Annotated in this window: 19 protein-coding genes and 2 tRNA genes; 12 read left to right on the forward strand and 9 right to left on the reverse strand. The window is 40.3% G+C overall.

All coding sequences use genetic code 11. The features are described 5' to 3' along the window. Positions 1-19 precede the first annotated feature (19 nt). From nagE to BKL51_RS04855, 4 genes are all read right to left on the reverse strand, one after another. Positions 20-1,486 carry an N-acetylglucosamine-specific PTS transporter subunit IIBC gene (nagE, locus tag BKL51_RS04840; protein WP_077465611.1) on the reverse strand — a complete coding sequence of 489 codons (1,467 nt, stop codon included), beginning with the start codon at positions 1,484-1,486 and terminating at the stop codon, positions 20-22. A gap of 73 nt (positions 1,487-1,559) precedes the next feature. Beyond that, positions 1,560-2,687 carry an N-acetylneuraminate epimerase gene (locus BKL51_RS04845; RefSeq protein ID WP_077465612.1) on the reverse strand — a complete coding sequence of 376 codons (1,128 nt, stop codon included), beginning with the start codon at positions 2,685-2,687 and terminating at the stop codon, positions 1,560-1,562. Positions 2,688-2,796: 109 nt separating this feature from the next. After that, complete coding sequence (locus BKL51_RS04850; protein WP_077465613.1) at positions 2,797-4,647, reverse strand: TRAP transporter large permease subunit; 1,851 nt, start codon at positions 4,645-4,647, stop codon at positions 2,797-2,799. Positions 4,648-4,723: 76 nt separating this feature from the next. Continuing rightward, complete coding sequence (locus BKL51_RS04855; RefSeq protein ID WP_143530534.1) at positions 4,724-5,710, reverse strand: sialic acid TRAP transporter substrate-binding protein SiaP; 987 nt, start codon at positions 5,708-5,710, stop codon at positions 4,724-4,726. Between the two features lie 283 nt (positions 5,711-5,993). Between BKL51_RS04855 and BKL51_RS04860 the strand changes: the two genes are divergently transcribed. From BKL51_RS04860 to BKL51_RS04890, 7 genes are all read left to right on the forward strand, one after another. Then, on the forward strand, positions 5,994-6,680 hold the full coding sequence (locus tag BKL51_RS04860) for an N-acetylmannosamine-6-phosphate 2-epimerase (RefSeq protein WP_077465615.1): 687 nt from the start codon (positions 5,994-5,996) through the stop codon (positions 6,678-6,680). Positions 6,681-6,698: 18 nt separating this feature from the next. Continuing rightward, entirely contained in the window at positions 6,699-7,601 is a 903-nt protein-coding gene (locus BKL51_RS04865; protein ID WP_077465616.1) for an N-acetylmannosamine kinase, read from the forward strand. Continuing rightward, positions 7,594-8,460 carry a MurR/RpiR family transcriptional regulator gene (locus tag BKL51_RS04870; RefSeq protein ID WP_077465617.1) on the forward strand — a complete coding sequence of 289 codons (867 nt, stop codon included), beginning with the start codon at positions 7,594-7,596 and terminating at the stop codon, positions 8,458-8,460. The genes BKL51_RS04865 and BKL51_RS04870 overlap by 8 nt, the downstream gene beginning before the upstream one ends. A 9-nt stretch (positions 8,461-8,469) precedes the next feature. After that, complete coding sequence (nanA, locus tag BKL51_RS04875; RefSeq protein ID WP_077465618.1) at positions 8,470-9,348, forward strand: N-acetylneuraminate lyase; 879 nt, start codon at positions 8,470-8,472, stop codon at positions 9,346-9,348. A gap of 139 nt (positions 9,349-9,487) precedes the next feature. Beyond that, complete coding sequence (gene nagB / locus BKL51_RS04880; protein ID WP_077465619.1) at positions 9,488-10,294, forward strand: glucosamine-6-phosphate deaminase; 807 nt, start codon at positions 9,488-9,490, stop codon at positions 10,292-10,294. A 56-nt stretch (positions 10,295-10,350) separates the two neighbouring features. Next, entirely contained in the window at positions 10,351-11,505 is a 1,155-nt protein-coding gene (gene nagA, locus BKL51_RS04885) for an N-acetylglucosamine-6-phosphate deacetylase (RefSeq protein ID WP_077465620.1), read from the forward strand. Between the two features lie 131 nt (positions 11,506-11,636). Further along, a complete protein-coding gene (locus BKL51_RS04890) occupies positions 11,637-12,392 on the forward strand; it encodes a class I SAM-dependent methyltransferase (RefSeq protein ID WP_077465621.1) in 756 nt (251 codons plus the stop codon). A gap of 262 nt (positions 12,393-12,654) precedes the next feature. Here the strand turns inward: BKL51_RS04890 and BKL51_RS04895 are convergent, their stop codons facing one another. After that, positions 12,655-13,752, reverse strand: coding sequence for a porin (locus tag BKL51_RS04895; protein WP_077465622.1), 1,098 nt, complete (start codon positions 13,750-13,752; stop codon positions 12,655-12,657). A gap of 214 nt (positions 13,753-13,966) precedes the next feature. Next, on the reverse strand, positions 13,967-14,443 hold the full coding sequence (gene rnhA, locus BKL51_RS04900) for a ribonuclease HI (RefSeq protein ID WP_077465642.1): 477 nt from the start codon (positions 14,441-14,443) through the stop codon (positions 13,967-13,969). 60 nt (positions 14,444-14,503) lie between these two features. On the opposite strand from rnhA, the gene dnaQ reads away from it, so the two are divergent. The 4 genes from dnaQ (at position 14,504) to der (ending at position 17,197) form a co-directional block, all read left to right on the forward strand. Beyond that, the gene (gene dnaQ / locus BKL51_RS04905) at positions 14,504-15,271 is read left to right on the forward strand and encodes a DNA polymerase III subunit epsilon (RefSeq protein ID WP_077465623.1); all 768 of its coding nucleotides are present in this window, start codon (positions 14,504-14,506) and stop codon (positions 15,269-15,271) included. A 77-nt stretch (positions 15,272-15,348) separates the two neighbouring features. Beyond that, positions 15,349-15,425, forward strand: a tRNA-Asp gene (locus tag BKL51_RS04910). Between the two features lie 60 nt (positions 15,426-15,485). Continuing rightward, positions 15,486-15,562: transfer RNA gene (locus BKL51_RS04915), tRNA-Asp, on the forward strand. A gap of 120 nt (positions 15,563-15,682) precedes the next feature. Beyond that, positions 15,683-17,197, forward strand: a complete 1,515-nt coding sequence (der, locus tag BKL51_RS04920) for a ribosome biogenesis GTPase Der (RefSeq protein ID WP_077465624.1) — start codon at positions 15,683-15,685, stop codon at positions 17,195-17,197. Positions 17,198-17,236: 39 nt separating this feature from the next. Here the strand turns inward: der and hda are convergent, their stop codons facing one another. The 3 genes from hda to upp form a co-directional block, all read right to left on the reverse strand. After that, positions 17,237-17,932: a DnaA regulatory inactivator Hda gene (gene hda, locus BKL51_RS04925; RefSeq protein WP_077465625.1), complete on the reverse strand. Its 696-nt coding sequence runs from the start codon at positions 17,930-17,932 to the stop codon at positions 17,237-17,239. Positions 17,933-17,998: 66 nt separating this feature from the next. Further along, entirely contained in the window at positions 17,999-19,255 is a 1,257-nt protein-coding gene (locus BKL51_RS04930; protein ID WP_077465626.1) for an NCS2 family protein, read from the reverse strand. Between the two features lie 113 nt (positions 19,256-19,368). Further along, on the reverse strand, positions 19,369-19,995 hold the full coding sequence (upp, locus tag BKL51_RS04935; RefSeq protein WP_077465627.1) for a uracil phosphoribosyltransferase: 627 nt from the start codon (positions 19,993-19,995) through the stop codon (positions 19,369-19,371). A gap of 291 nt (positions 19,996-20,286) precedes the next feature. On the opposite strand from upp, the gene BKL51_RS04940 reads away from it, so the two are divergent. Then, entirely contained in the window at positions 20,287-20,895 is a 609-nt protein-coding gene (locus BKL51_RS04940; RefSeq protein WP_077465628.1) for a hypothetical protein, read from the forward strand. Position 20,896: the final 1 nt, after the last annotated feature.

Below are 20,896 nucleotides of genomic sequence, written 5' to 3' on the forward strand. Positions count from 1 at the left end.
CGTTAATAAAAGACTTTGATTAACGGATCTGGCGTTTAATTGCCTCAGCAACTAATTCCGCTTCCGGTCCTAAGATAACTTGTAAACCGTCATTACCAATTTTTACAGTACCTTTTGAACCTAATGATTTGAGTTGCTCTTCATTAATACTATTGTGATCGACTAATGTTAGTCGTAAGCGGGTAATACAAGCATCAATATTCTTGAGGTTGTTTTTTCCACCCAAAGCATCAATAAATTTAATCGCTCTTTCTTCGCGAGAAGATGTTGTTGCAACTAGAGGTTCCTCAAGAGATTCTTCTTGTTCCTCACGACCAATGGTTTTAAGGTTAAACGCTTTGATTGCCACACGGAAAATGACGTAGTAAATCACAAAGAAGACAATGCCCTGTATGATTAACATATACCAATCTACGGCAAGCGGATTGCGTGAGGAAAGTACCATATCAACTAAACCGGCACTGAAACCAAAACCTGCGATCCAATGCATACTTGCGGCAATAAACACCGAAATCCCTGTTAAAAATGCATGGAGAACATAAAGAATCGGAGCTACGAACATAAATGAAAATTCAAGCGGTTCGGTAATTCCTGTAAAGAACGAAGCAAACGCACCGGCAAGCATAATAGAGGCCACTTTTGCTTTTTGACTCGGTTTCGCACTGTGATAAATGGCTAATGCCGCACCGGGTAAGCCAAACATCATAACAGGGAAGAAACCTGCTTGATACATTCCCGTCACCCCTACGGTTGCGGTTCCTTCAGCAAGAGATTTTGCCCCGCCCAAGAAGTTCGGAATATCGTTAATACCGGCCACATCAAACCAGAAAACAGAATTTAATGCGTGGTGTAAACCCACAGAAATCAGTAAGCGGTTAAAGAAGCCGTAAATTCCGGCACCAATTGCACCTAAATCTTTAATTGATTCACCAAAAGAGACCAGCGCATTAAAAATATACGGCCAAACATAGAGGAGTACAAAAGAAATGGCGATCATGACAAAAGCGACTACAATGGGTACGAGACGTTTTCCACTAAAGAAGGAAAGCGCTTTTGGTAATTCTACTTGATAGAAACGATTATAAAGTTCTGCAGAAATCACACCGATTAAAATCCCAATAAATTGGTTATTGATTTTATTAAATGCTGCCGGAACTTGATCCGGTGCAATATGTTGTAGCTGTGCAACCCCGGCCGGAGCAAGAAGGGTAGTTACCACATAGAACCCGACCAGACCGGAAAGTGCGGCTGAACCGTGCTTATCCTTTGATAAACCGAAAGCAACCCCTACGGCGAATAATAAGCCCATATTATCAATAATCGCAGCGCCGGATTTGATTAATAATGCCGCTAACTGACTGTTGGCTCCCCACCCGTCGGGATCGATCCAATAACCGATTCCCATTAATAGTGCCGCGGCTGGTAATGCTGCTACGGGAACCATTAAGGCTTGACCAATTTTCTGTGCGTAGCTGAGAATACTCATAAATACTCCTTAGGTTTCACTAAAATGCTTGTGAACAAATAGAATGTTCACAAGCCATTCTTTTTATTGACAATTATTCTACCGTCAATTTTTTGCCGTCGTAGCTTAATGTCTTCACGGAGGTTAAGGCTTTTCCGCCATCGGTTTCGCCGCCAATTAATAGCACTTTATTATCATAAGAAACGGATAATCCATAGCCGATATTCATTGGTAACTCGCCAATAATACGCCATTTCCCATTATTTAAGGTATAAATTTCTTTATGCCATGTTTTGCTTAAGCCTTTATGAGCGTACAGCATACCTTCTTTAAACTGTTTTACCGAGCCTGGGAAATTTGCCCCTCCGGTCACTAAATAACGACCATGGCTATAACCCGCCATAGCGCCGGCTAAACCGTCTTGGCTTTTTCCTTTTGGAGCAGGTAAATCCGGTAGGTTTTTCCATTGAACCCCTTTGGCGGTGAATTTACCTTGGTGAGTTTCTGCGGTACGAAGTCCGGGCTTAATTTCCCCATTTACGACTATTAAATCATTGCCTTGAATGGTAAATGCCGCACCCGCACGGCCGGAGAACGGTACTCTACCTTCATTACGCCATTTATTCGTAGAAGGCTCGTAACTTAAGAGTTCCGTAGTAAAGAAGTAGTCTTCCGGACGTTGGTTGAAGTAGGCAGCCGTTATTTCATCCTTTTTCATTTTATCTTCACCGGCAGCGATTGTATCTTGAAAGAAACCGTTAAAGATAGACAGGTTGGAGCCGCCTATAATATAAACTTTACCACCCTGTGAGGCCCCGGATGATCCTACTAAACCGCGTGGAGAACGAGTTGGCAGCTTCGCCCAAGTATTGTCTATCGGATTATATTGATAGGCATCATTGATAAGTTGTAGCTCGCCTTTTTCATTTTTTTGTAAGCCGCCAAATACATAGAGTTTTCCATCTACGGCTGCAGCAACAGGCTGATTACGTTCGCCCCCCGGGAAAGCGGCTATCTCTTTCCATTGTGCAGTCGGATCTTTTAAGTTGAGGGAGTAGAATTTGTCTCCGCCAGAACCTAATCCCACATAGACGGTATCGCCGATTAAAGCACCCGCACCGCTTTTAATGCCTACGGGAAGATCAGGATAGGCTTGAATGTTTGCGGAAAATGCTAGAGCGGTGAAAAATGCAGTGCATAATGCTGTCTTTGTTAATGTCATAATAAACCTCATTTGAGTAATGTTATGGTTTGCTATTCATAAAACGGCATTGAATAGAGTATTATTTAAAGTGCGGTCAAAAACGTGATTATTTTTAACCGCACTTTGGCTATGGAATCAAGAGATTCGGTATAAAGGTAATAATTTGTGGGAAGACTGTGATTAAAACCAACATAGCAAAAATTGGAATTAAGAACGGCAGTACACCTTTTGTTACAGTGGATACCGACATATTACCAACACGTGCTACGACAAAGAGAGCCATTCCCATTGGCGGTGTTAAAATTCCGATCATCATGTTCAGTGTCGTCATCACACCAAAAAAGACAAGATCGATATTAAACTGCATTGCAATTGGAATCAGCATCGGCAGAACTAAGAATTGTAGTGCTAAAGCGTCAATAAACATACCGAGGAAGAGCAACAAAGCGTTAATCATCACTAGTACCATTAACGGTGAATCTGCAACGGTAACAAAGATATCGGCAATACGCATTGCCACTTGTTCACGGGCGATCATATCACCGAAGAAGGTAACCGTCATAATCATTAATGCGACGACACCGGTAATCGCCATAGCTTCCACGCAGCTGTTAAAGAGCATTTTTAAGGTGAGTTCTTTATAGACGAACTTACCAACAATGACGGAGTAAGCCGCTGCAACTACAGCAGATTCTGTTGGGCTGAATAGACCGGAGAAAATACCTCCAATAATCAATATTGGTGTTAAAATTGCCCAGAAAGCACGCTTGAATGAATTGCATAGTTCTGTACGATTGTTTTTTGGTGTTCTTGGATAGCCGCGTTTTTTCGAAATGTAATAGTTCATTGCCATAAGAGCGATAGTCACTAATACACCGGGTATAAAGCCGGCAATAAAGAGCTTGGCAATGGATTCGTTAGCAATAACACCATAAATAATCATTGCAATACTTGGCGGTACTAAAGGGCCGATAATGCAAGAGGCTGCGGTAATTCCACCGCAAATGTCATCATCATAACCAGCATCGCGCATTGCTTTAATTTCTAACTGTCCTAAACCGCCTGCATCAGCAAGGGCTGAACCGGACATGCCTGAAAATAGTAAACTTGCACCAATGTTTACATGTCCCATTCCTCCGGTGTAGTGACCGAGTAAGGCTTTTGCAAAGGTGAAAATACGTTCCGTAATTCCGCCTGTATTCATCAAAATACCGGTTAAGATGTAGAACGGTACGGCAAGTAATGGAAAACTATTCAGGCTATATACTAATTTATCCGATGCTGCATTAACGATATTCCATCGAGTCATTGTGAAATAGAGTAGGGTAGCAATGAAAAGTGACCAACCCACAGGTACACCTAAGAACATAATGGCAAGCCATACAAGTAAGGCAACATAGACGGCACTAGAACCCAGTTTTATGTAGTTTGTAATACGTAATACTTTAAACCAGTCGGGAGCAATAAATAAAATTGCTAATAAAATGACCGCACTTACAATGAAAAAACTGACAGGTAAATAACTTCTATCTTCTTTAAAATTTTGTGCCTGAGCTTGGAAAAAACGAATCATCATTAAGGCAGCTACGACAGGTAAAGCGGCAAAAATCCACTTTTCTGAAATACCGCCCAAAGCGTCAATTGGGAAAGAAGCGTTGGTAAAAGTTCGAATCCCAAAATGGATAAAAAAGAAGATACAGGCAAAAATAATGAGTTGTACGAAAGTATTTGATAGCTTTCTAACTTTAACCGGCATTAAATTGGTTAAGAAATCAATGTAAACATGATCTTGTTTTCTGATAGCAACGCTAATACCGAGCATACCTACGTACACAAAAAGCAGTTTGGCAAGTTCTTCACTCCAAATAAGGGGGGACTGAAATACCTGTCTGGAAATAATCTGTGCGATAAGAATACAGAAAATGATGAGAAATAGAGCGCCGCCAATCCATTCCTCTAATTTATTAAAAATTTTCATGCTTCACTCCGTGAACGAAGACGAAAAGAAAAGGACCAAATTGAATGCACCAGATGGTAGGTGCATTCAAAGTTAATTATTTGATTGCTTGGATTTCTTTTAAAGCTTCTTCTCCTTTGCTACCGGTTTGTTTTACAAACTCATCATAGAAAGGTTTCATTGAGGCTTTGAATGGTGCAAGATCAGGTTTGGTTACTGTGACACCTTGCTTTTCAAAGAAAGAAATCAAATCTTTTTCACCGTCGGCAAATAATTGGGTGTGATATTTCGCCGCATTTTCAGCCGCCTCTTTCACTACTTTCTGCAAATCTTCCGGTAGATCTTGGTAGGTTTCATTGCTCACTAAATAAAGTTGATCGTTCAAAATGTGGTTTGTCATGGCTAAGAATTTTTGTACTTCATAGAATTTTTGTGCTTGTACGGTCGCTAACGGATTTTCCTGACCGTCAACCGAGTTGGTTTGAAGTGCAAGATATACCTCAGAAAATGCCATCGGTGTCGGGGAAGCTCCTACATATTTTGCGTATGCCAAGTTGGTTGCCGCATTAGGTACGCGGAGTTTTAAACCTTTCATGTCTTCAATACTGTTAATTGCACGATTTGAGGTAGTTTGACGAGTTCCGTTATAAGCTTGAGAAAGCAGGGTTATCCCTAGATCTTTATTCATTTTTTGAATTAAATCTTTACCGAATGCAGTTTCATACAAGGCTTTTTGTGCCACATTGTAGTCAGTGATCACATAAGGGAGAGCAAGTACGGCAACTTCAGGATAGAACAATTGGAAACGTGCCGATTCCGCAAAAGTGAAATCAAGAGAACCGTCTTTTAGCTGTTTTAGCATGGCACGATCATCACCTAGTTGTGAGCTGGGATAGAGCGATACTTCAATTTTGCCGCCTGATTTTTCTTTTACTTCTTTAGCAAACATTTCTGCAGCTTTATATTCATTAGACGATGTTCCGGCATTCATACCGAATTTTAAATCATAATCTGCAGCGAAAACGGCAGAAGACAGACCGGCAGTAATGGCAGCTGTAAGAAAAAGTTTAGTAAATTTCATAATGTGGCTCCTAATGTGGAAACTATCAGAGTTGGTAGTGTTAGCATAAGAATTTTGGTAAAACAGTACCCAAAAAAATTACTCGGTTTTCATTCTAAGAGTAAAAAAACTCTTTTTAAATAGTCTATGGAGTTTTATTTCAAAATTGAGACATTGATCACATTTAAGAAAATACACTTCAAAAATAAATTTAAAATGAAGTTTTATTTCTATATAATAAGGAAAAGTGGCGGAAATTGAGATTTTAATGATCTTGGTTCATCCGAATATGAAATGAGAGGTTTCTATGTCTAGACTTACACACGAACAGATTTTTCAGCGTATTCAAAATGGTTTAATCGCTTCTTGTCAGCCGGTGGATGACGGTCCGATGGATAAACCGGAAATTGTTGCGGCAATGGCTCAAGCTTCAGTAGTAGGCGGCGCTGCCGGTCTTCGTATTGAAGGTGTGGAAAATTTAAAAGCAACCCGTCCGACGGTAAATGTTCCGATTATCGGCATAGTAAAGCGTGATTTACCTGATAGTCCGGTTCGTATTACTCCGTTTTTGAATGATATTGAAGATCTGGCGAATGCGGGGGCGGACATTATTGCGGTGGATGGCACTCATCGTCCTCGTCCGGTTGATTTGGAAAGTGCGGTCAAAAAAATCCATGAATTAGGTTGTCTTGCTATGGCGGATTGTTCCAATTTGGAAGAAGGATTACACTGCCAAAAATTAGGATTCGATATTATTGGGAGTACCATGTCGGGTTATACCGACGGAACTGTGCCGGAAGAACCGGATTATCAATTAGTGAAAGATTTAAAAGCCGCCGGCTGTCGGGTAATGGCGGAAGGGCGTTATAATTCCCCCGAGTTGGCTAAAACCGCAATCGAAATCGGTGCGGATTTTGTGACGGTCGGTTCCGCATTGACCCGTCTTGAACATATTGTCGGTTGGTTTGTCGATGCAGTGAAATCGGCAAAATAAGATAGGAAGGAATTCACTATGCGTTGTTTAGCTTTAGATATTGGCGGAACTAAAATTGCCGCTGCAATTGTTCAACAGGGCGAAGTTGCTCAACGCCGACAAATTTCTACACCCCAAAATAATGCAACAGAAGCATTACATCAAAGTATCGCACAATTATTAACGGAATATGCCGGACAGTTTGATTATGTTGCGGTTGCTTCTACCGGCATTATAAATCAAGGTATTTTGACCGCACTTAATCCTAAAAATCTAGGCGGGTTAGCGGAATTTCCGCTTAAAGCAAGTATTGCCCGCCATACGGATAAACCGATTGGATTGCTAAATGACGTACAGGCTGCCGCTTATGCGGAATATCAATTACAGGAGCGGGATAAATTAACCAATTTTGCCTTTATTACTGTTTCGACAGGAGTGGGCGGCGGATTGATTGTTAATCGTCAATTACTCACGGAGCCGAACGGTATTTCAGGGCATATCGGTCATACCTTGGCTGATCCGAATGGTCCGGTGTGCGGTTGTGGTCGTCGCGGCTGCGTAGAGGCAATCGCTGCAGGTCGAGCCATTGAAGCGGTAGCTTCTACGTGGGATGAACCTTGTTCTCCAAAAGAAGTATTTGACCGTTTTAGAAAAAATGATGAAAAAGCGACCGCACTTGTCGCGCGTTCAGCCATTGCCATCGCTCATTTAGTCGCCGATTTAAAAATTGCTATGGATATGCAGAAAATTGCTATTGGCGGAAGTGTCGGCTTGGCGGAAGGTTATTTGCCTTTGGTACGGCAGTTTTTAAATGAAATGCCGAAAGTTTATCATTGTGAACTTATTCCCGCCCGATTCGGGCAAGATGCCGGTTTAGTGGGCGCCGCCTATTGGGTAAAAGATTTCTTATGCGCACACTTGCAAGGAAAAAGCCATGACTAGAAATGGGAATATTTTAAATACTATAAGCTCGCTTTATCAAAGCCTGACGAAAACAGAGAAAAAAATTGCCGATACTGTTTTAACCTCTCCGGATCTTGTTGTGGGGTATCCGCTTTCCGAAATTGCAGAGAGTTTAGGTGTAGGAGAAGCCACTTTCGTCCGTTTTTGTCGCTCGGTAGGCTTTAAAGGTTTTAGTGATTTTAAGCTAGAGCTTTCCATTGAGCTGGCAACAAAAGACAATCATTCCCATCCATTGCTGGAAAACGATATTGAACCTACCGATAGTTCGCGCCATATTGCACAAAAATTACAAACTGCTATTACCAATGTGGTAGATGAAACCATTAATTTACTTGATTTTAATCAGTTAGAAGAAACCGTTAATGCGATACGCCGTGCGAATCGTATTTTTTTATTTGGGGTGGGTTCATCGGGGATAACGGCGGAAGAGGCAAAAAATAAATTAATGCGTATCGGTTTTCAAGTAGATGCGACCGGAAATAATCATTTTATGTATATGCAGGCGGCATTATTAAAACCGCAGGATGTTGCTATTGGGTTAAGTCATTCAGGATATTCGCAAGAAACCGCACATGCGTTAAAAATTGCTAAGCAAAACGGCGCAACAACAGTGGCAATCACTCATAGTTTACGTTCACCGGTTACAAACTATGCGGATTTTGTTTTAGTAAACGGTAATAAACAGGGTAAATTGCAGGGGGATTCCATTGGTACCAAAATCGCCCAGCTTTTTGTATTAGATTTGGTTTACGCTTTATTAGTGCAAAGTGAGCAAGATAGAGCGATAGAGATAAAGCAAAAAACACTCGATGTGATTCTCGAGCAACGTATAAAATAGGAGAAAATTATGCGTGATTTAAAGGGTATTTTCAGTGCGTTATTAGTGTCATTCAACGAAGACGGTTCAATCAATGAAAAAGGATTGCGCCAAATTATTCGTTATAACATTGATAAAATGAAAGTGGACGGTTTATATGTGGGCGGTTCTACCGGTGAAAACTTTATGCTTTCTACCGCAGAGAAAAAAGAAATTTTCCGTATCGCAAAAGATGAAGTAAAAGATCAAGTAGCGCTTATCGCCCAAGTAGGTAGTGTCAATTTACAGGAAGCCGTTGAATTAGGTCAATACGCAACCGAATTAGGCTATGACTGTTTATCGGCAGTTACGCCTTTCTACTATAAATTCAGTTTTCCTGAAATCAAACATTATTACGATACCATCATTGAGAAAACCGGCAATAATATGATCGTCTATTCCATTCCGTTTTTAACCGGTGTAAATATGGGAATAGAGCAATTCGGCGAACTCTATAAAAATCCGAAAGTGCTTGGTGTAAAATTTACCGCAGGCGATTTCTATCTTTTAGAACGTTTGAAAAAAGCGTATCCAAATCACCTAATTTGGGCGGGATTTGATGAAATGATGTTGCCGGCAGCCTCCCTAGGCGTAGACGGTGCAATTGGTTCGACATTCAATGTGAATGGCGTACGTGCCCGCCAAATTTTTGAATTAACCAAAGCGGGTAAAGTTCAAGAAGCCCTAGCTGTTCAGCATGTAACGAATGATTTGATTGAAGGTATTTTAGCCAACGGTTTATATTTAACCATCAAAGAATTGCTCAAGTTAGAAGGGGTCGAAGCGGGGTATTGTCGTGAACCGATGACGGCAAAAGCCACACCGGAACAGCTTGCAAAAGCAAAAGAATTAAAACAGAAATATTTATAAATTCATAAAAATTGATCGCACTTGTTAAATGAGCCTTTCTTTCTATTTGTAGAAATGAAAGGGGAAACTAGATATTCATACTAAAGTTTTTCGTGAGATATGATGGAATAAGTGCGGTCAAACTAAAGGAAGTTTTATTATGCGTCTTATCCCTTTACAAACAAATGATCAGGTGAGTCGTTGGGCTGCTCGTCATATTGCGGATAGAATTAACCATTTCAAACCGACAGCGGAACGCCCGTTTATACTTGGTTTACCTACCGGTAGTACACCGCTTAAAACCTATCAGGAATTGATCAAACTTTATCAAGCCGGTGAAGTGAGTTTCAAGTATGTTGTTACCTTTAATATGGATGAATATGTGGATTTGCCGCAAGATCATCCTGAAAGTTACCATAGCTTTATGTATAAAAACTTCTTTAATCATATAGATATTCAACCGCAAAATATTAATATTTTGAACGGTAACACGGAAGATCATGATGAAGAATGTCGCCGTTATGAAGAGAAAATTAAATCTTACGGAAAAATTAATTTATTTATGGGCGGAGTAGGGAATGACGGGCATATTGCCTTTAATGAACCGGCATCATCCTTAAGTTCCCGTACTCGTATAAAGACATTGACGCAAGATACCTTAATTGCTAATTCCCGTTTCTTTGATAATGATGTGAATAAAGTGCCGAAATATGCCTTAACTATTGGGGTTGCCACGTTATTAGATGCGGAAGAAGTGATGATTCTTGCTACCGGACATCAAAAAGCCCTTGCCGTACAAGCTGCAGTGGAGGGGGGCGTTAACCATCTATGGACAGTGACGGCGTTGCAGTTACACCGTCATTTTATCTTGGTATGTGATGAATCGGCACAGCAAGAATTAAAAGTAAAAACGGTAAAATATTTCAATGAGTTAGAACAACGAGCTATCCATAGCGTGTTATCATAACCTTATAATGCCGTATAAAAGTGCGGTCGTTTTTTATTATTTTTTAGGAAGATGAAATGAGATATGCATTAATTAATGCTGTGATTTACACAAAATACGATGTGTTACGCGATTTTGTGGTGGTGATTAACGGGGACATGATTGAAGCCGTTATTCCGCAAAATGAACTTGAGGCAGGCATTAAAACCATTGATTTACAAGGTAATAATTTAACCGCCGGTTTTATTGATCTGCAACTCAACGGCTGTGGCGGAGTGATGTTTAACGATCAAACCACGGTGGAAACTTTGGAGATTATGCAAGCCACCAATTTAAAATCCGGCTGTACCAGTTTCTTACCAACTTTTATTACCGCACCGGACGAAGGCATTAGAAGTGCGGTTAAAATTATGCGGGAATATTTAACCAAGCATAAAAACCAAGCACTCGGTTTACACATTGAAGGGCCTTATATTAGCGTGGAGAAAAAAGGTGTGCACCGTCCGGAATATATCCGTGAAATCTCACCTGAAATGAAAGATTTTCTGTGTGAGAACGGCGATGTAATTACTAAGATCACGATTGCGGCGGAAAATCCAACCTCGCAATATATCCCCGATTTTGTAAAAAACGGTATCGTTGTTTCTATTGGACATTCTAATGCGACTTATGAAACTGCTAAAGCGGCATTCCGTAAAGGGGCAACTTTTGCAACACATCTGCATAATGCCATGTCGCCAATCAGTTCCGGTCGGGCTATGGGGGTTGTCGGTGCAGTGTTAGATTCCGATATTTACACCGGTATTATTATAGATGGTGTGCATATTGACTATGGTAACGTCAGAATCGACAAGAAAATCAAAGGTGATAAATTGTGCATTGTGACAGATTCTATTGCGGCGGCAGGTGCAGGGCCTGAATTGGAAAGTTTCACCTTTGAAGGTAAAACCATTTATGTAAAAGAAGGTCGTTGCTATGATGTTAGCGGCACTATTGCCGGTGCTTCGATCACGATGATGGAATCCATCAAAAATGCCGTGGAATATGTAGAAATTCCTCTTGCAGAGGCGATTCGGATGAGTAACCTCTACCCGGCACGAGCCATTGGCGTGGATGATCGTTTAGGTTCGGTAGAAAAAGGCAAAGTGGCAAATCTTGCCGTGTTTACACCAAATTATGAGGTGATTGGCACGGTGGTGAATGGGGAATGGAAACCTAACTTGTCATCATAAAAAATAGATTGAATAAAAAAATAAGAAAAATCCATATCGTAGCAATGCGGTATGGATTTTTTTCTTTATTGCTTTAATAAGAACAATTTTTATCTATAATGTAAAACTTAGTTTAAAAGTAGGAGATTAAAATGGCGAAAGAAGAAGTCGGACATAATTTTTTGGCCCGTTTAGGAAAAACACGTTTACGTCCCGGTGGTAAAAAAGCAACGGATTGGTTGATTGGTAACGGCGATTTTAGGCAGGATAAACGAGTATTGGAAGTGGCGTGTAATATGGGGACAACAGCTATTGGTTTGGCGAAACAATACGGTTGTCAGATTGAGGGAGTTGATCTGGATGAGGAGGCGTTAGAAAAGGCAAAAGCCAATATCGCCGCCAATAACTTACAAGATAAAATTCACGTTCAACGTGCCAATGCAATGAAATTACCTTTTGAAGATGAGACTTTTGATATTGTGATCAATGAGGCGATGTTGACGATGTTACCGATAGAGGCGAAGAAAAAAGCTATTACAGAATATTTTCGAGTGTTAAAACCCGGTGGTTTTTTGCTTACTCATGATGTGATGTTGATGGAAGAAGATCATCAAACTATTCTTGATAATATGCGTAAGGCGATTAATGTAACGGTAACCCCTTTAACTAAAGAAGGTTGGAAAAGGCTTTTCCAAGAAATCGGATTCCGTAATGTGGATACATTTTCAGGCAAAATGACATTACTTTCACCAAAGGGAATGATTTATGACGAGGGTGTTTTAGGCACGTTAAAGATCGTTAAAAATGCGATGAAAACAGAAAACCGTGAGCAATTTAAACGTATGTTTAAAACCTTCAATGATCCGGATCATAAATTGCATTTTATTGCGGTGTGTAGCCAAAAATAGTGGGTATTATATAGCGAGAGCACAAAATAAAAAATTTATATAAAATATAAAGGCGTGACTGCGTATGCCCTGTTCGATAACTTGTTAAAATTATTGATATTGGACACAGGCGGTGTGTCTTTGCTCTCACGTTAAAATATTAGTTTTTTGCTACTGCTGTATAGTATCGAAAATAATTGAAAAAATGACCGCACTTGTTGGTTAAAAGCAAAAAAGGCGAATCTTCAATTCGCCTTTTCTGGTAGATTTTCTAATTTAGTTATTAGAAGAAAACACGCAGACCTACACCGATAGCTTTGTCTTTGACTTTTGAGCCTTCGTCATAATTGCCGTTAGTATAGTCTTTAGATTGAACATACTTACCTTCTATATAAGTGATAACTTGTTTATGAAGTTTATAATCAACACCTAACAAGAAACCATGAGTTTTGGTTTTATCATCACCAGACTTAGAGCGCTCGTATAAGTAGTTACCATATACCTTACTGACATCAGCAACTACAGGAATTTGGAAACCTGGAGAAACGAAGAAAGATTTAGTAGATTCACTACCATCAGTTTTATCTTTTTGGTAACCTGCATCAACTGATATTAAGAAACTTTTGAAATCATAGCCAGCGCTTAACATCAAACCATCAACGTTGCGTTTAGCATTTGAATTAAGCTCTGATTTATAGTTAGTGCGACCATAAACCCCTTCAAGGATTAACCCATTGTTCTCATATAAGAAACCTGCTTGAACACCATTTGATAATGAGCCATTATTAACTTCATTGTTCGTACGGTCTTCAGCAAATTGATAGCTTACACCTAGTTGTAAACCCTCAATACCTTTGTAGTCATAACGGATTACAGAGCGACCAGATGTTGGAACATAATCTGGTAAAATACCATAGTCGTAGTCTTCTGCAATACCGACATCATCGCCGATAGTTACTTGGCGACCAAAGGTTACTTGACCTAATTCTTTTTTACCAAGACCAACATAGGCACGGTGAGCTCTAACTGAACCAAATCCATCCTCTTTAGCAGATTTCCCGCCTTGCTCATCTTTTCCATCAAAACGTAGCTCTGCACGACCCAAAGCATAGAAACCATCACTTAAATCATGTTTCACTTTAAATTCAACGCGAGATCCCGCATTTCTTAAGCCGGTATGAGAATATTTTTTACCTTCAGAAGTAACATTTCCATTGGAATCTTTCTTTTTCCAATGACCGCCTTGGTTAGACTTCTCTAACATAAGACGAAGTGAACCGTCTACTTCAAATTTAGTACCTTCGTTATTATAAATTACTGCGGCATTCGCTGCTGAAGCTGCAAATGCACCGAGGATTAATGCTGCTAGTGTTTTTTTCATAATTGTTATTCCTTATTGGTATGTTAATGACCAAGACTGAACTTTTCATTATTTAAAATGTCAATCGCCTAAATAGGCGGCTTGGATCTTTACAAAAAGCAATTTTTCTGTCAATGGAAAACGGCTGTAAAATTTTAAATATCAGATCAAGATCACATTTTTAAATGAGATAAGTATAAAATTTAAACAATTTTTGATTGTAAAACAGAAAAACTTAATCATCATTTTGTTCTAGAGAGTAGCCTCCATCTTCAAAAGTAGGGTTTTCTGCCCCTTTTTTTGCCAACATATCACAAATTTCATTTTCACGGTGGCCTACATGGCCTTTTACCCATTGCCATTCAATTTTGTGAGGTTGAATAGCATCATCAAGCGCCAACCATAAATCTTGGTTTTTTACCGGCTTACCGTTGCTGGTTTTCCAATTATTTTTCTTCCAATTGGTTATCCACTTAGTGATACCGTTTTTCATATATTGGCTATCACTGTAAAGAGTAACTTGGCAAGGTTCTTTTAATGTATTGAGCGCTTCGATCACCGCACGTAATTCCATGCGATTATTTGTGGTGTTGAAATAACCTTTGGAAAGTTGTTTTTCATGCTCTTTATAGCGTAATAGAATGCCAATTCCCCCCGTACCCGGATTGCCGAGGCACGAGCCGTCAGTAAAAATTTCAATCTGTTTTTGCATAATAAAATCGTTGTTGTGTAAAATACCGGTCATTCTAAAGGAAAGAAATAGGTTGAACAAATGATTAATCCAAATCGCCAAATTGTGTTGGATACGGAAACAACGGGGATGAACCAGCTAGGGGCGCACTATGAAGGACACGGTATTATTGAAATTGGTGCGGTTGAATTGGTGAATCGTCGTTATACGGGAAATAATTTCCATATTTATATTAATCCGAATCGACCAGTCGATCCGGAGGCAATTAAAGTTCACGGTATTACCGATGAGATGCTTGCCGATAAACCGGAATTTAAGGCTGTCGCCCAAGACTTTTTAGATTATATTAAGGGAGCGGAGCTTTTAATTCACAATGCGCCCTTTGATGTGGGGTTTATGGATTATGAATTCCGTAAATTAGGATTGGATGTCAAAACAACGGATATTTGCGTGGTAACGGATACTTTGCAAATGGCACGTCAAATGTATCCGGGTAAGCGTAATAGTTTGGATACGTTGTGTGATCGATTAGGTATTGATAATAGTAAACGAACGTTGCACGGAGCATTACTGGATGCAGAAATTTTAGCTGACGTTTATCTTTCTATGACAGGCGGACAAACCAGCTTGTTTGAGGAGAGGGAAGAGGAAATCCCTATGGCGGCTACAATAGAAAACAATACTGTCGAATTGATGGAAAGTGCGGTTACTTTTTCTAATAATTTAAAATGCTTACAACCGAACGAAGAAGAATTGCAAGCCCATTTAGAATTATTGAAAGTGATCAATAAGAAGAGTAATGGAAAATGCTTGTGGGATTTACGTGAAAGTGATGAATCCGTGCATTAAATGAACGAATAGGTGTGAAATTAGAAAAAAAAGATTGACGAGATAAGGGCGGATCATTATTATACGCTCCACTTAGCGGAGTGGTAGTTCAGCTGGTTAGAATACCTGCCTGTCACGCAGGGGGTCGCGGGTTCGAGTCCCGTCCATTCCGCCAATTTTCGTTTACTCCTTATTGATGTGTTTACAAAAGTGAACAATAAAAAGATTAAGTTGCGGAGTGGTAGTTCAGCTGGTTAGAATACCTGCCTGTCACGCAGGGGGTCGCGGGTTCGAGTCCCGTCCATTCCGCCAATTTTTTTGACAATAAATAGCACCTATGGGTGCTTTTTTTATTTGTTTTCAAATGATTTTTTACCAACACCCTAACTTCCGTTATAATGCCCCCATTTTTGACAAGATAAGAGATTTTTTATGGCAACTCCTGTTGTAGCCCTTGTTGGGCGTCCAAATGTAGGAAAATCAACGCTGTTTAACCGCCTAACACGTACTCGTGACGCCTTGGTGGCGGATTTTCCCGGTTTAACCCGTGATCGTAAATACGGTCATGCACATATTGCCGGACATGAATTTATTGTGATTGATACCGGCGGTATTGATGGTACGGAAGAAGGCGTGGAAGAAAAAATGGCGGAGCAATCGTTGCTTGCTATTGAAGAAGCGGATATTGTGCTTTTTCTTGTCGATGCCCGTGCAGGGCTGACCGCCGCAGATATTGGCATTGCAAATTATTTACGCCAACGGGTGAATAAAATTACGGTTGTGGTCGCAAATAAAACCGATGGCATTGATGCTGATTCTCACTGTGCGGAATTTTACCAATTAGGCTTAGGGAATATCGAGCAAATTGCTGCATCGCAAGGGCGTGGCGTGACTCAATTAATGGAACAAGTGCTCGCTCCTTTTGCCGAACAAATGGAAAACGTAGAAGAAACCGACCGCACTTCTGATGAAGAACAAGACGAGTGGGAACAAGAGTTTGATTTTGATTCGGAAGAAGACTCCTCTCTCCTTGATGAGGCGTTGGAAGAAGAAAACGAAGATGAGCAAGATAAACATATCAAAATTGCCATTGTCGGTCGTCCTAATGTCGGCAAATCAACTTTAACCAACCGTATTTTAGGTGAAGATCGGGTGGTAGTTTACGATATGCCGGGAACTACACGGGATAGCATTTATATTCCAATGGAACGTGACGGACAGCACTATACGTTGATTGATACGGCAGGGGTGCGTAAACGGGGAAAAGTACATCTTGCGGTAGAAAAGTTCTCTGTTATAAAAACTCTGCAAGCCATTCAAGATGCGAATGTAGTATTGCTTACCATTGATGCGCGTGAAAACATTTCAGACCAAGATTTGTCTTTGCTTGGTTTCATTTTGAATGCGGGTCGTTCTCTTGTCATTGTAGTGAATAAATGGGACGGACTGGATCAAGAAATCAAAGATCGTGTGAAATCGGAACTTGACCGTCGTTTAGATTTTATTGATTTTGCCCGTGTGCATTTTATTTCCGCTTTACACGGCAGCGGTGTAGGTAATTTGTTTGATTCTATTAAAGAAGCCTACGCTTGCGCTACACAAAAAATGACGACCTCAATGCTGACCCGCATTTTGCAAATGGCGACAGATGAACATCAACCGCCAATGATCGGGGGGCGTCGTATTAAATTAAAATATGCTCATCCGGGTGGTTATAACCCGCCGATTATCGTAGTACATGGTAATCAAATGGAAAAATTGCCGGATTCCTACAAACGTTATTTATCAAACTATTATCGTAAAAGTTTGAAGATTATCGGATCGCCGATTCGTTTGATTTTCCAAGAAGGAGACAATCCGTTTGCCGGACGTAAAAATAAACTCACGCCGAATCAATTACGCAAACGCAAGCGCTTGATGAAATTTATTAAGAAATCGAAAAAATGATAGAGAAAAGTGCGGCTAAATTGACCGCACTTTTTGTTTTTATAGTCCCAACGTTTCCTTCACAAAGGGAATAGTAAGGTTACGTTGAGCCTGTAATGAGGCTTTGTCGAGCCTTTCTAAGGCTTGTAATAATGTGTGTGTGTCGCGATCTAGACGTTTGAGTAAAAACTGTGCTGTTTCTGCAGGTAACTCAATACCGCGTTGACGGGCGTTTTTTTGTAACACCTCAAGTTTTTGTTCATCCGTTAGCGCTGAAAGATGATAAATTTCGCCCCATTTTAAACGTGACGCTAAATCGGGTAATTGTACGTTTAATGCGGAAGGAGAGAGTGCGGCACTCACGAGCAAAAGCGTTTGACCGCTTGCTTTGATTCGATTAAATAAATCAAAAATTGCGATTTCCCACTCCGGCTCACCCATAACGGAATCAAGATCATCCAAACAGACTAACTCTTGTTGTTCTAAATTTTCCAGTACTGCCGGCGAGAAATAACGGGATTTGCTTAGCGGCACATAAATTGCCATACGTTGTTCATTTAAATATTGATTGTTGAGGGCGCGAAGTAAATGGCTTTTACCACAGCCCGTTGCTCCCCAAATATAGAAAAATTGCTGTTGAATCTGCTGTGAATTTTTGCGCAGAGAATCAAGCAGTAACAAATTATTGTCTGCATAAAAATTCTCAAATGTACAATCATCAATTTGATGAATGGGCAAAGGTAATTGCTGATTCAAAATGATATAATGCTGCTGATTTAAGGGGAAAGAAAGGGCTATTTTTTTAGCCCTTTCTTTTGGGCTTTATTCTACGTTATTTTTTGCTTTTGGCAAAATCAAGTTCAACACAATTGCAACGATCGCACATAAACTAATGCCTTTCAACGCAACAATATCGCCGACATTGACAAACATATTGCCGATACCAAAGGTCATTACTACGGAGATAATACAAAGGTTGCGAGGTTCGGTCACATCGACTTTACCTTTGATTAAGGTGCTCATCCCTACTACGGCGATAGAGCCAAAGATCAGCATCATAATGCCGCCCATAACAATAGTTGGAATAGTGGAAAGGAAGGCGCCCACTTTTCCGCAGAAAGAGATCGCAATTGCCCACACGGCCGCCCAAGTCATAATATTAGGGTTAAAGTTACGGGTGAGCATGACCGCACCGGTGACTTCCGCATAAGTTGTATTTGGCGGACCGCCAATCAACGACGCTGCGGTGGTTGCTACGCCATCACCTAATAAAGTGCGGTGTAATCCCGGTTTTTTTAGGAAATCTTTCCCCGTTACGGAGCTAATTGCCATAATGCCGCCCACATGTTCCACCGCAGGTGCAATAGCAATAGGCAGCATATAGAGAATGGCTTCAAGGTTGAATTCCGGTTTTGTCAATTTAGGCAATTCAAACCAAGGTGCGTCTATTACCGGTTGAAAATTGATTAAACCGAGGAAAAGACAAAGAATATAACCTGCCGTGATACCAAACATAATCGGGATTAACTTCATTAATCCTTTTGCAAATACCGCAACAGAAAGAGTAACGATTAAGGTGAGCATAGAAACGAGCACGGCATCGTTATAAGCATAGGCACTATCTTTGCCTAATGCCATATTGACGGCAACAGGGGCAAGCCCCATCCCAATAATGATGATTACAGGCCCGACTACAACCGGCGGGAAGATTCGTTCCAAGGCTTGGCTGCCACGAATTTTAACCAGTGAAGAAAGGGCAAAATAGACCAAGCCGGCACAAGCCAAGCCTCCCATCGTGGTTGGAATTCCCCAAGTTTGTACGCCATATTGAATGGGGGCGATAAAAGCAAAAGAGGAGGCAAGAAAAATGGGGACTCGTTTGCCGGTGCAAAGCTGAAATAATAGTGTACCTATGCCGGCGGTAAGTAAGGCTGTATTAGAATCTAAACCGGTGATGAGAGGTACAAGCACAAGTGCGCCAAAGGCAACGAAGAGCATTTGTAAGCCGACAAAAGATTGCTTTGCTATGCTCTGTACTTCTTCTGCTGGAGCAGAAGGCGTTTGATTTTGATTAGTCATTTTAGTTTCAACTCTCTGTTTGAATTAACTGGAAAGTGTGGTCAGTTTTGATAGCTGTTTGCCGCCCGAAAAAAGACGGCTTGAAAGCCGTCTTGATGTTTTAGAACATTGTGTTATTTCGTTCCAAAAATTTTATCACCCGCATCTCCTAATCCCGGGATAATATAGCCGTGTTCATTTAGGTGATCATCGACAGAAGCGCAATAGAGCTCAATATCGGGATGTGCCGTTTCTAATGCTTTAATTCCTTCAGGGGCTGCCACAAGCACCAATACTTTAATGTGTTTACAACCTTTTGCTTTTAATAAATCAAGGGTTGCAATCATTGAACCGCCGGTCGCCAACATCGGATCGACCACAATAGCAAGGCGTTCTTCCAAATCGCTCGCTAATTTTTGAAAATAAGGTACGGGCTCAAGGGTTTCTTCATTACGGTAAATCCCCACAACGCTGATACGTGCGCTTGGAATGTGTTCCAATACGCCGTCCATCATTCCGAGACCGGCACGCAAAATCGGTACGACGGTTACTTTTTTTCCTTTAATGCGATCAATTTCAACGGGGCCGTTCCAACCATCGATAATGACTTTTTCCGTTTCTAAATCCGCCGTGGCCTCATAGGTTAATAAACTGCCGATTTCTGTTGCAAGTTCACGGAATTTTTTCGTATCAATTTCTGCTTCGCGCATAACACCCAATTTGTGTTTTACCAGCGGATGTTTAACTTCGACAAGTTTCATTATTTTACCCCTTAGCTGCAAATGAATGGATTAATGTGAGTGATAAAAAATTAAATTGCACGATTCTAAATCAGAAAGGAGAAAAACTCTAGCAGTTTTTTTATAAAAAATCCTATATAGAGTTTATGTTTCTGTAGTTTAAAACGTGATTTTGGGAAAAATTTTCAAGAAAAACGAGGAGATAGAAAAGTAAATTTTGACAGAGATCACTAATTTAAATAAAAGTCGTTGTATTTATTTTAAGCAAGACTAGAATGAAATTAAGTTGTTATTTGTTGTGTGTTTAGTCGTATGGAATTGGAACTGTTTCAACAACCCGCCCAAAAGTTGGGGATTGCTCCCGTACATTATGATATTACTGGGCGACTCGTTCATGCAAAACCGGAAAGGTTATCGCATTTTATTGAATTGCTTAAGCCGATTGAAAGTGAATGCCGAATAGCTGAATTTGATGATGTTTTGGTTTGCTTTGAAAATGAACCCATCAATTATAGTGTTGAACAGCTCGCCCTTACCGAACCGATAATATCCTTTGAGTGGCTTGATCAAAATGGTGTTTCAATAGCACAAAAAATTACTCAAAATTCTACCGCGCTTTCTTTGCCTTCACTTTCTTTTGGTTATTATCAATTACTCGCTTCAACAAAATCCCAACACTATTTAATTCGGCTGCCGATTTCACCAAAGAATGCTTCCGCCTTACCGAAACGGGTAAGTACTTATGGGCCTTTTTCTTGCCGTTGGTTGAAGTTCCTCTGTTTATACATTCCAAGTTTACCTGGCATTTTGTATGAATATCCGAATTGGCGTAAAAAATTCGCCCAATCCTTAGAATTTATTTTTAACAATGAATCATTAAAAACTTACTTTGCGATGCTTAATGAAGCACGCAAAGTGTAAG

Origin of the sequence: Rodentibacter sp. Ppn85, assembly GCF_001999335.1 — a bacterium.
Classification (GTDB): domain Bacteria; phylum Pseudomonadota; class Gammaproteobacteria; order Enterobacterales; family Pasteurellaceae; genus Rodentibacter.

Excerpts from the sequence above, each read along its gene's own strand:
- nagE (WP_077465611.1), bottom strand. The coding sequence starts at position 1,486 with ATGAGTATTCTCAGCTACGCACAGAAAATTGGTCAAGCCTTAATGGTT.
- BKL51_RS04845 (WP_077465612.1), bottom strand. The coding sequence starts at position 2,687 with ATGACATTAACAAAGACAGCATTATGCACTGCATTTTTCACCGCTCTA.
- BKL51_RS04850 (WP_077465613.1), bottom strand. The coding sequence starts at position 4,647 with ATGAAAATTTTTAATAAATTAGAGGAATGGATTGGCGGCGCTCTATTT.
- BKL51_RS04860 (WP_077465615.1), top strand. The coding sequence starts at position 5,994 with ATGTCTAGACTTACACACGAACAGATTTTTCAGCGTATTCAAAATGGT.
- BKL51_RS04865 (WP_077465616.1), top strand. The coding sequence starts at position 6,699 with ATGCGTTGTTTAGCTTTAGATATTGGCGGAACTAAAATTGCCGCTGCA.
- BKL51_RS04870 (WP_077465617.1), top strand. The coding sequence starts at position 7,594 with ATGACTAGAAATGGGAATATTTTAAATACTATAAGCTCGCTTTATCAA.
- nanA (WP_077465618.1), top strand. The coding sequence starts at position 8,470 with ATGCGTGATTTAAAGGGTATTTTCAGTGCGTTATTAGTGTCATTCAAC.
- nagB (WP_077465619.1), top strand. The coding sequence starts at position 9,488 with ATGCGTCTTATCCCTTTACAAACAAATGATCAGGTGAGTCGTTGGGCT.
- nagA (WP_077465620.1), top strand. The coding sequence starts at position 10,351 with ATGAGATATGCATTAATTAATGCTGTGATTTACACAAAATACGATGTG.
- BKL51_RS04890 (WP_077465621.1), top strand. The coding sequence starts at position 11,637 with ATGGCGAAAGAAGAAGTCGGACATAATTTTTTGGCCCGTTTAGGAAAA.
- BKL51_RS04895 (WP_077465622.1), bottom strand. The coding sequence starts at position 13,752 with ATGAAAAAAACACTAGCAGCATTAATCCTCGGTGCATTTGCAGCTTCA.
- rnhA (WP_077465642.1), bottom strand. The coding sequence starts at position 14,443 with ATGCAAAAACAGATTGAAATTTTTACTGACGGCTCGTGCCTCGGCAAT.
- dnaQ (WP_077465623.1), top strand. The coding sequence starts at position 14,504 with ATGATTAATCCAAATCGCCAAATTGTGTTGGATACGGAAACAACGGGG.
- der (WP_077465624.1), top strand. The coding sequence starts at position 15,683 with ATGGCAACTCCTGTTGTAGCCCTTGTTGGGCGTCCAAATGTAGGAAAA.
- BKL51_RS04930 (WP_077465626.1), bottom strand. The coding sequence starts at position 19,255 with ATGACTAATCAAAATCAAACGCCTTCTGCTCCAGCAGAAGAAGTACAG.
- upp (WP_077465627.1), bottom strand. The coding sequence starts at position 19,995 with ATGAAACTTGTCGAAGTTAAACATCCGCTGGTAAAACACAAATTGGGT.
- BKL51_RS04940 (WP_077465628.1), top strand. The coding sequence starts at position 20,287 with ATGGAATTGGAACTGTTTCAACAACCCGCCCAAAAGTTGGGGATTGCT.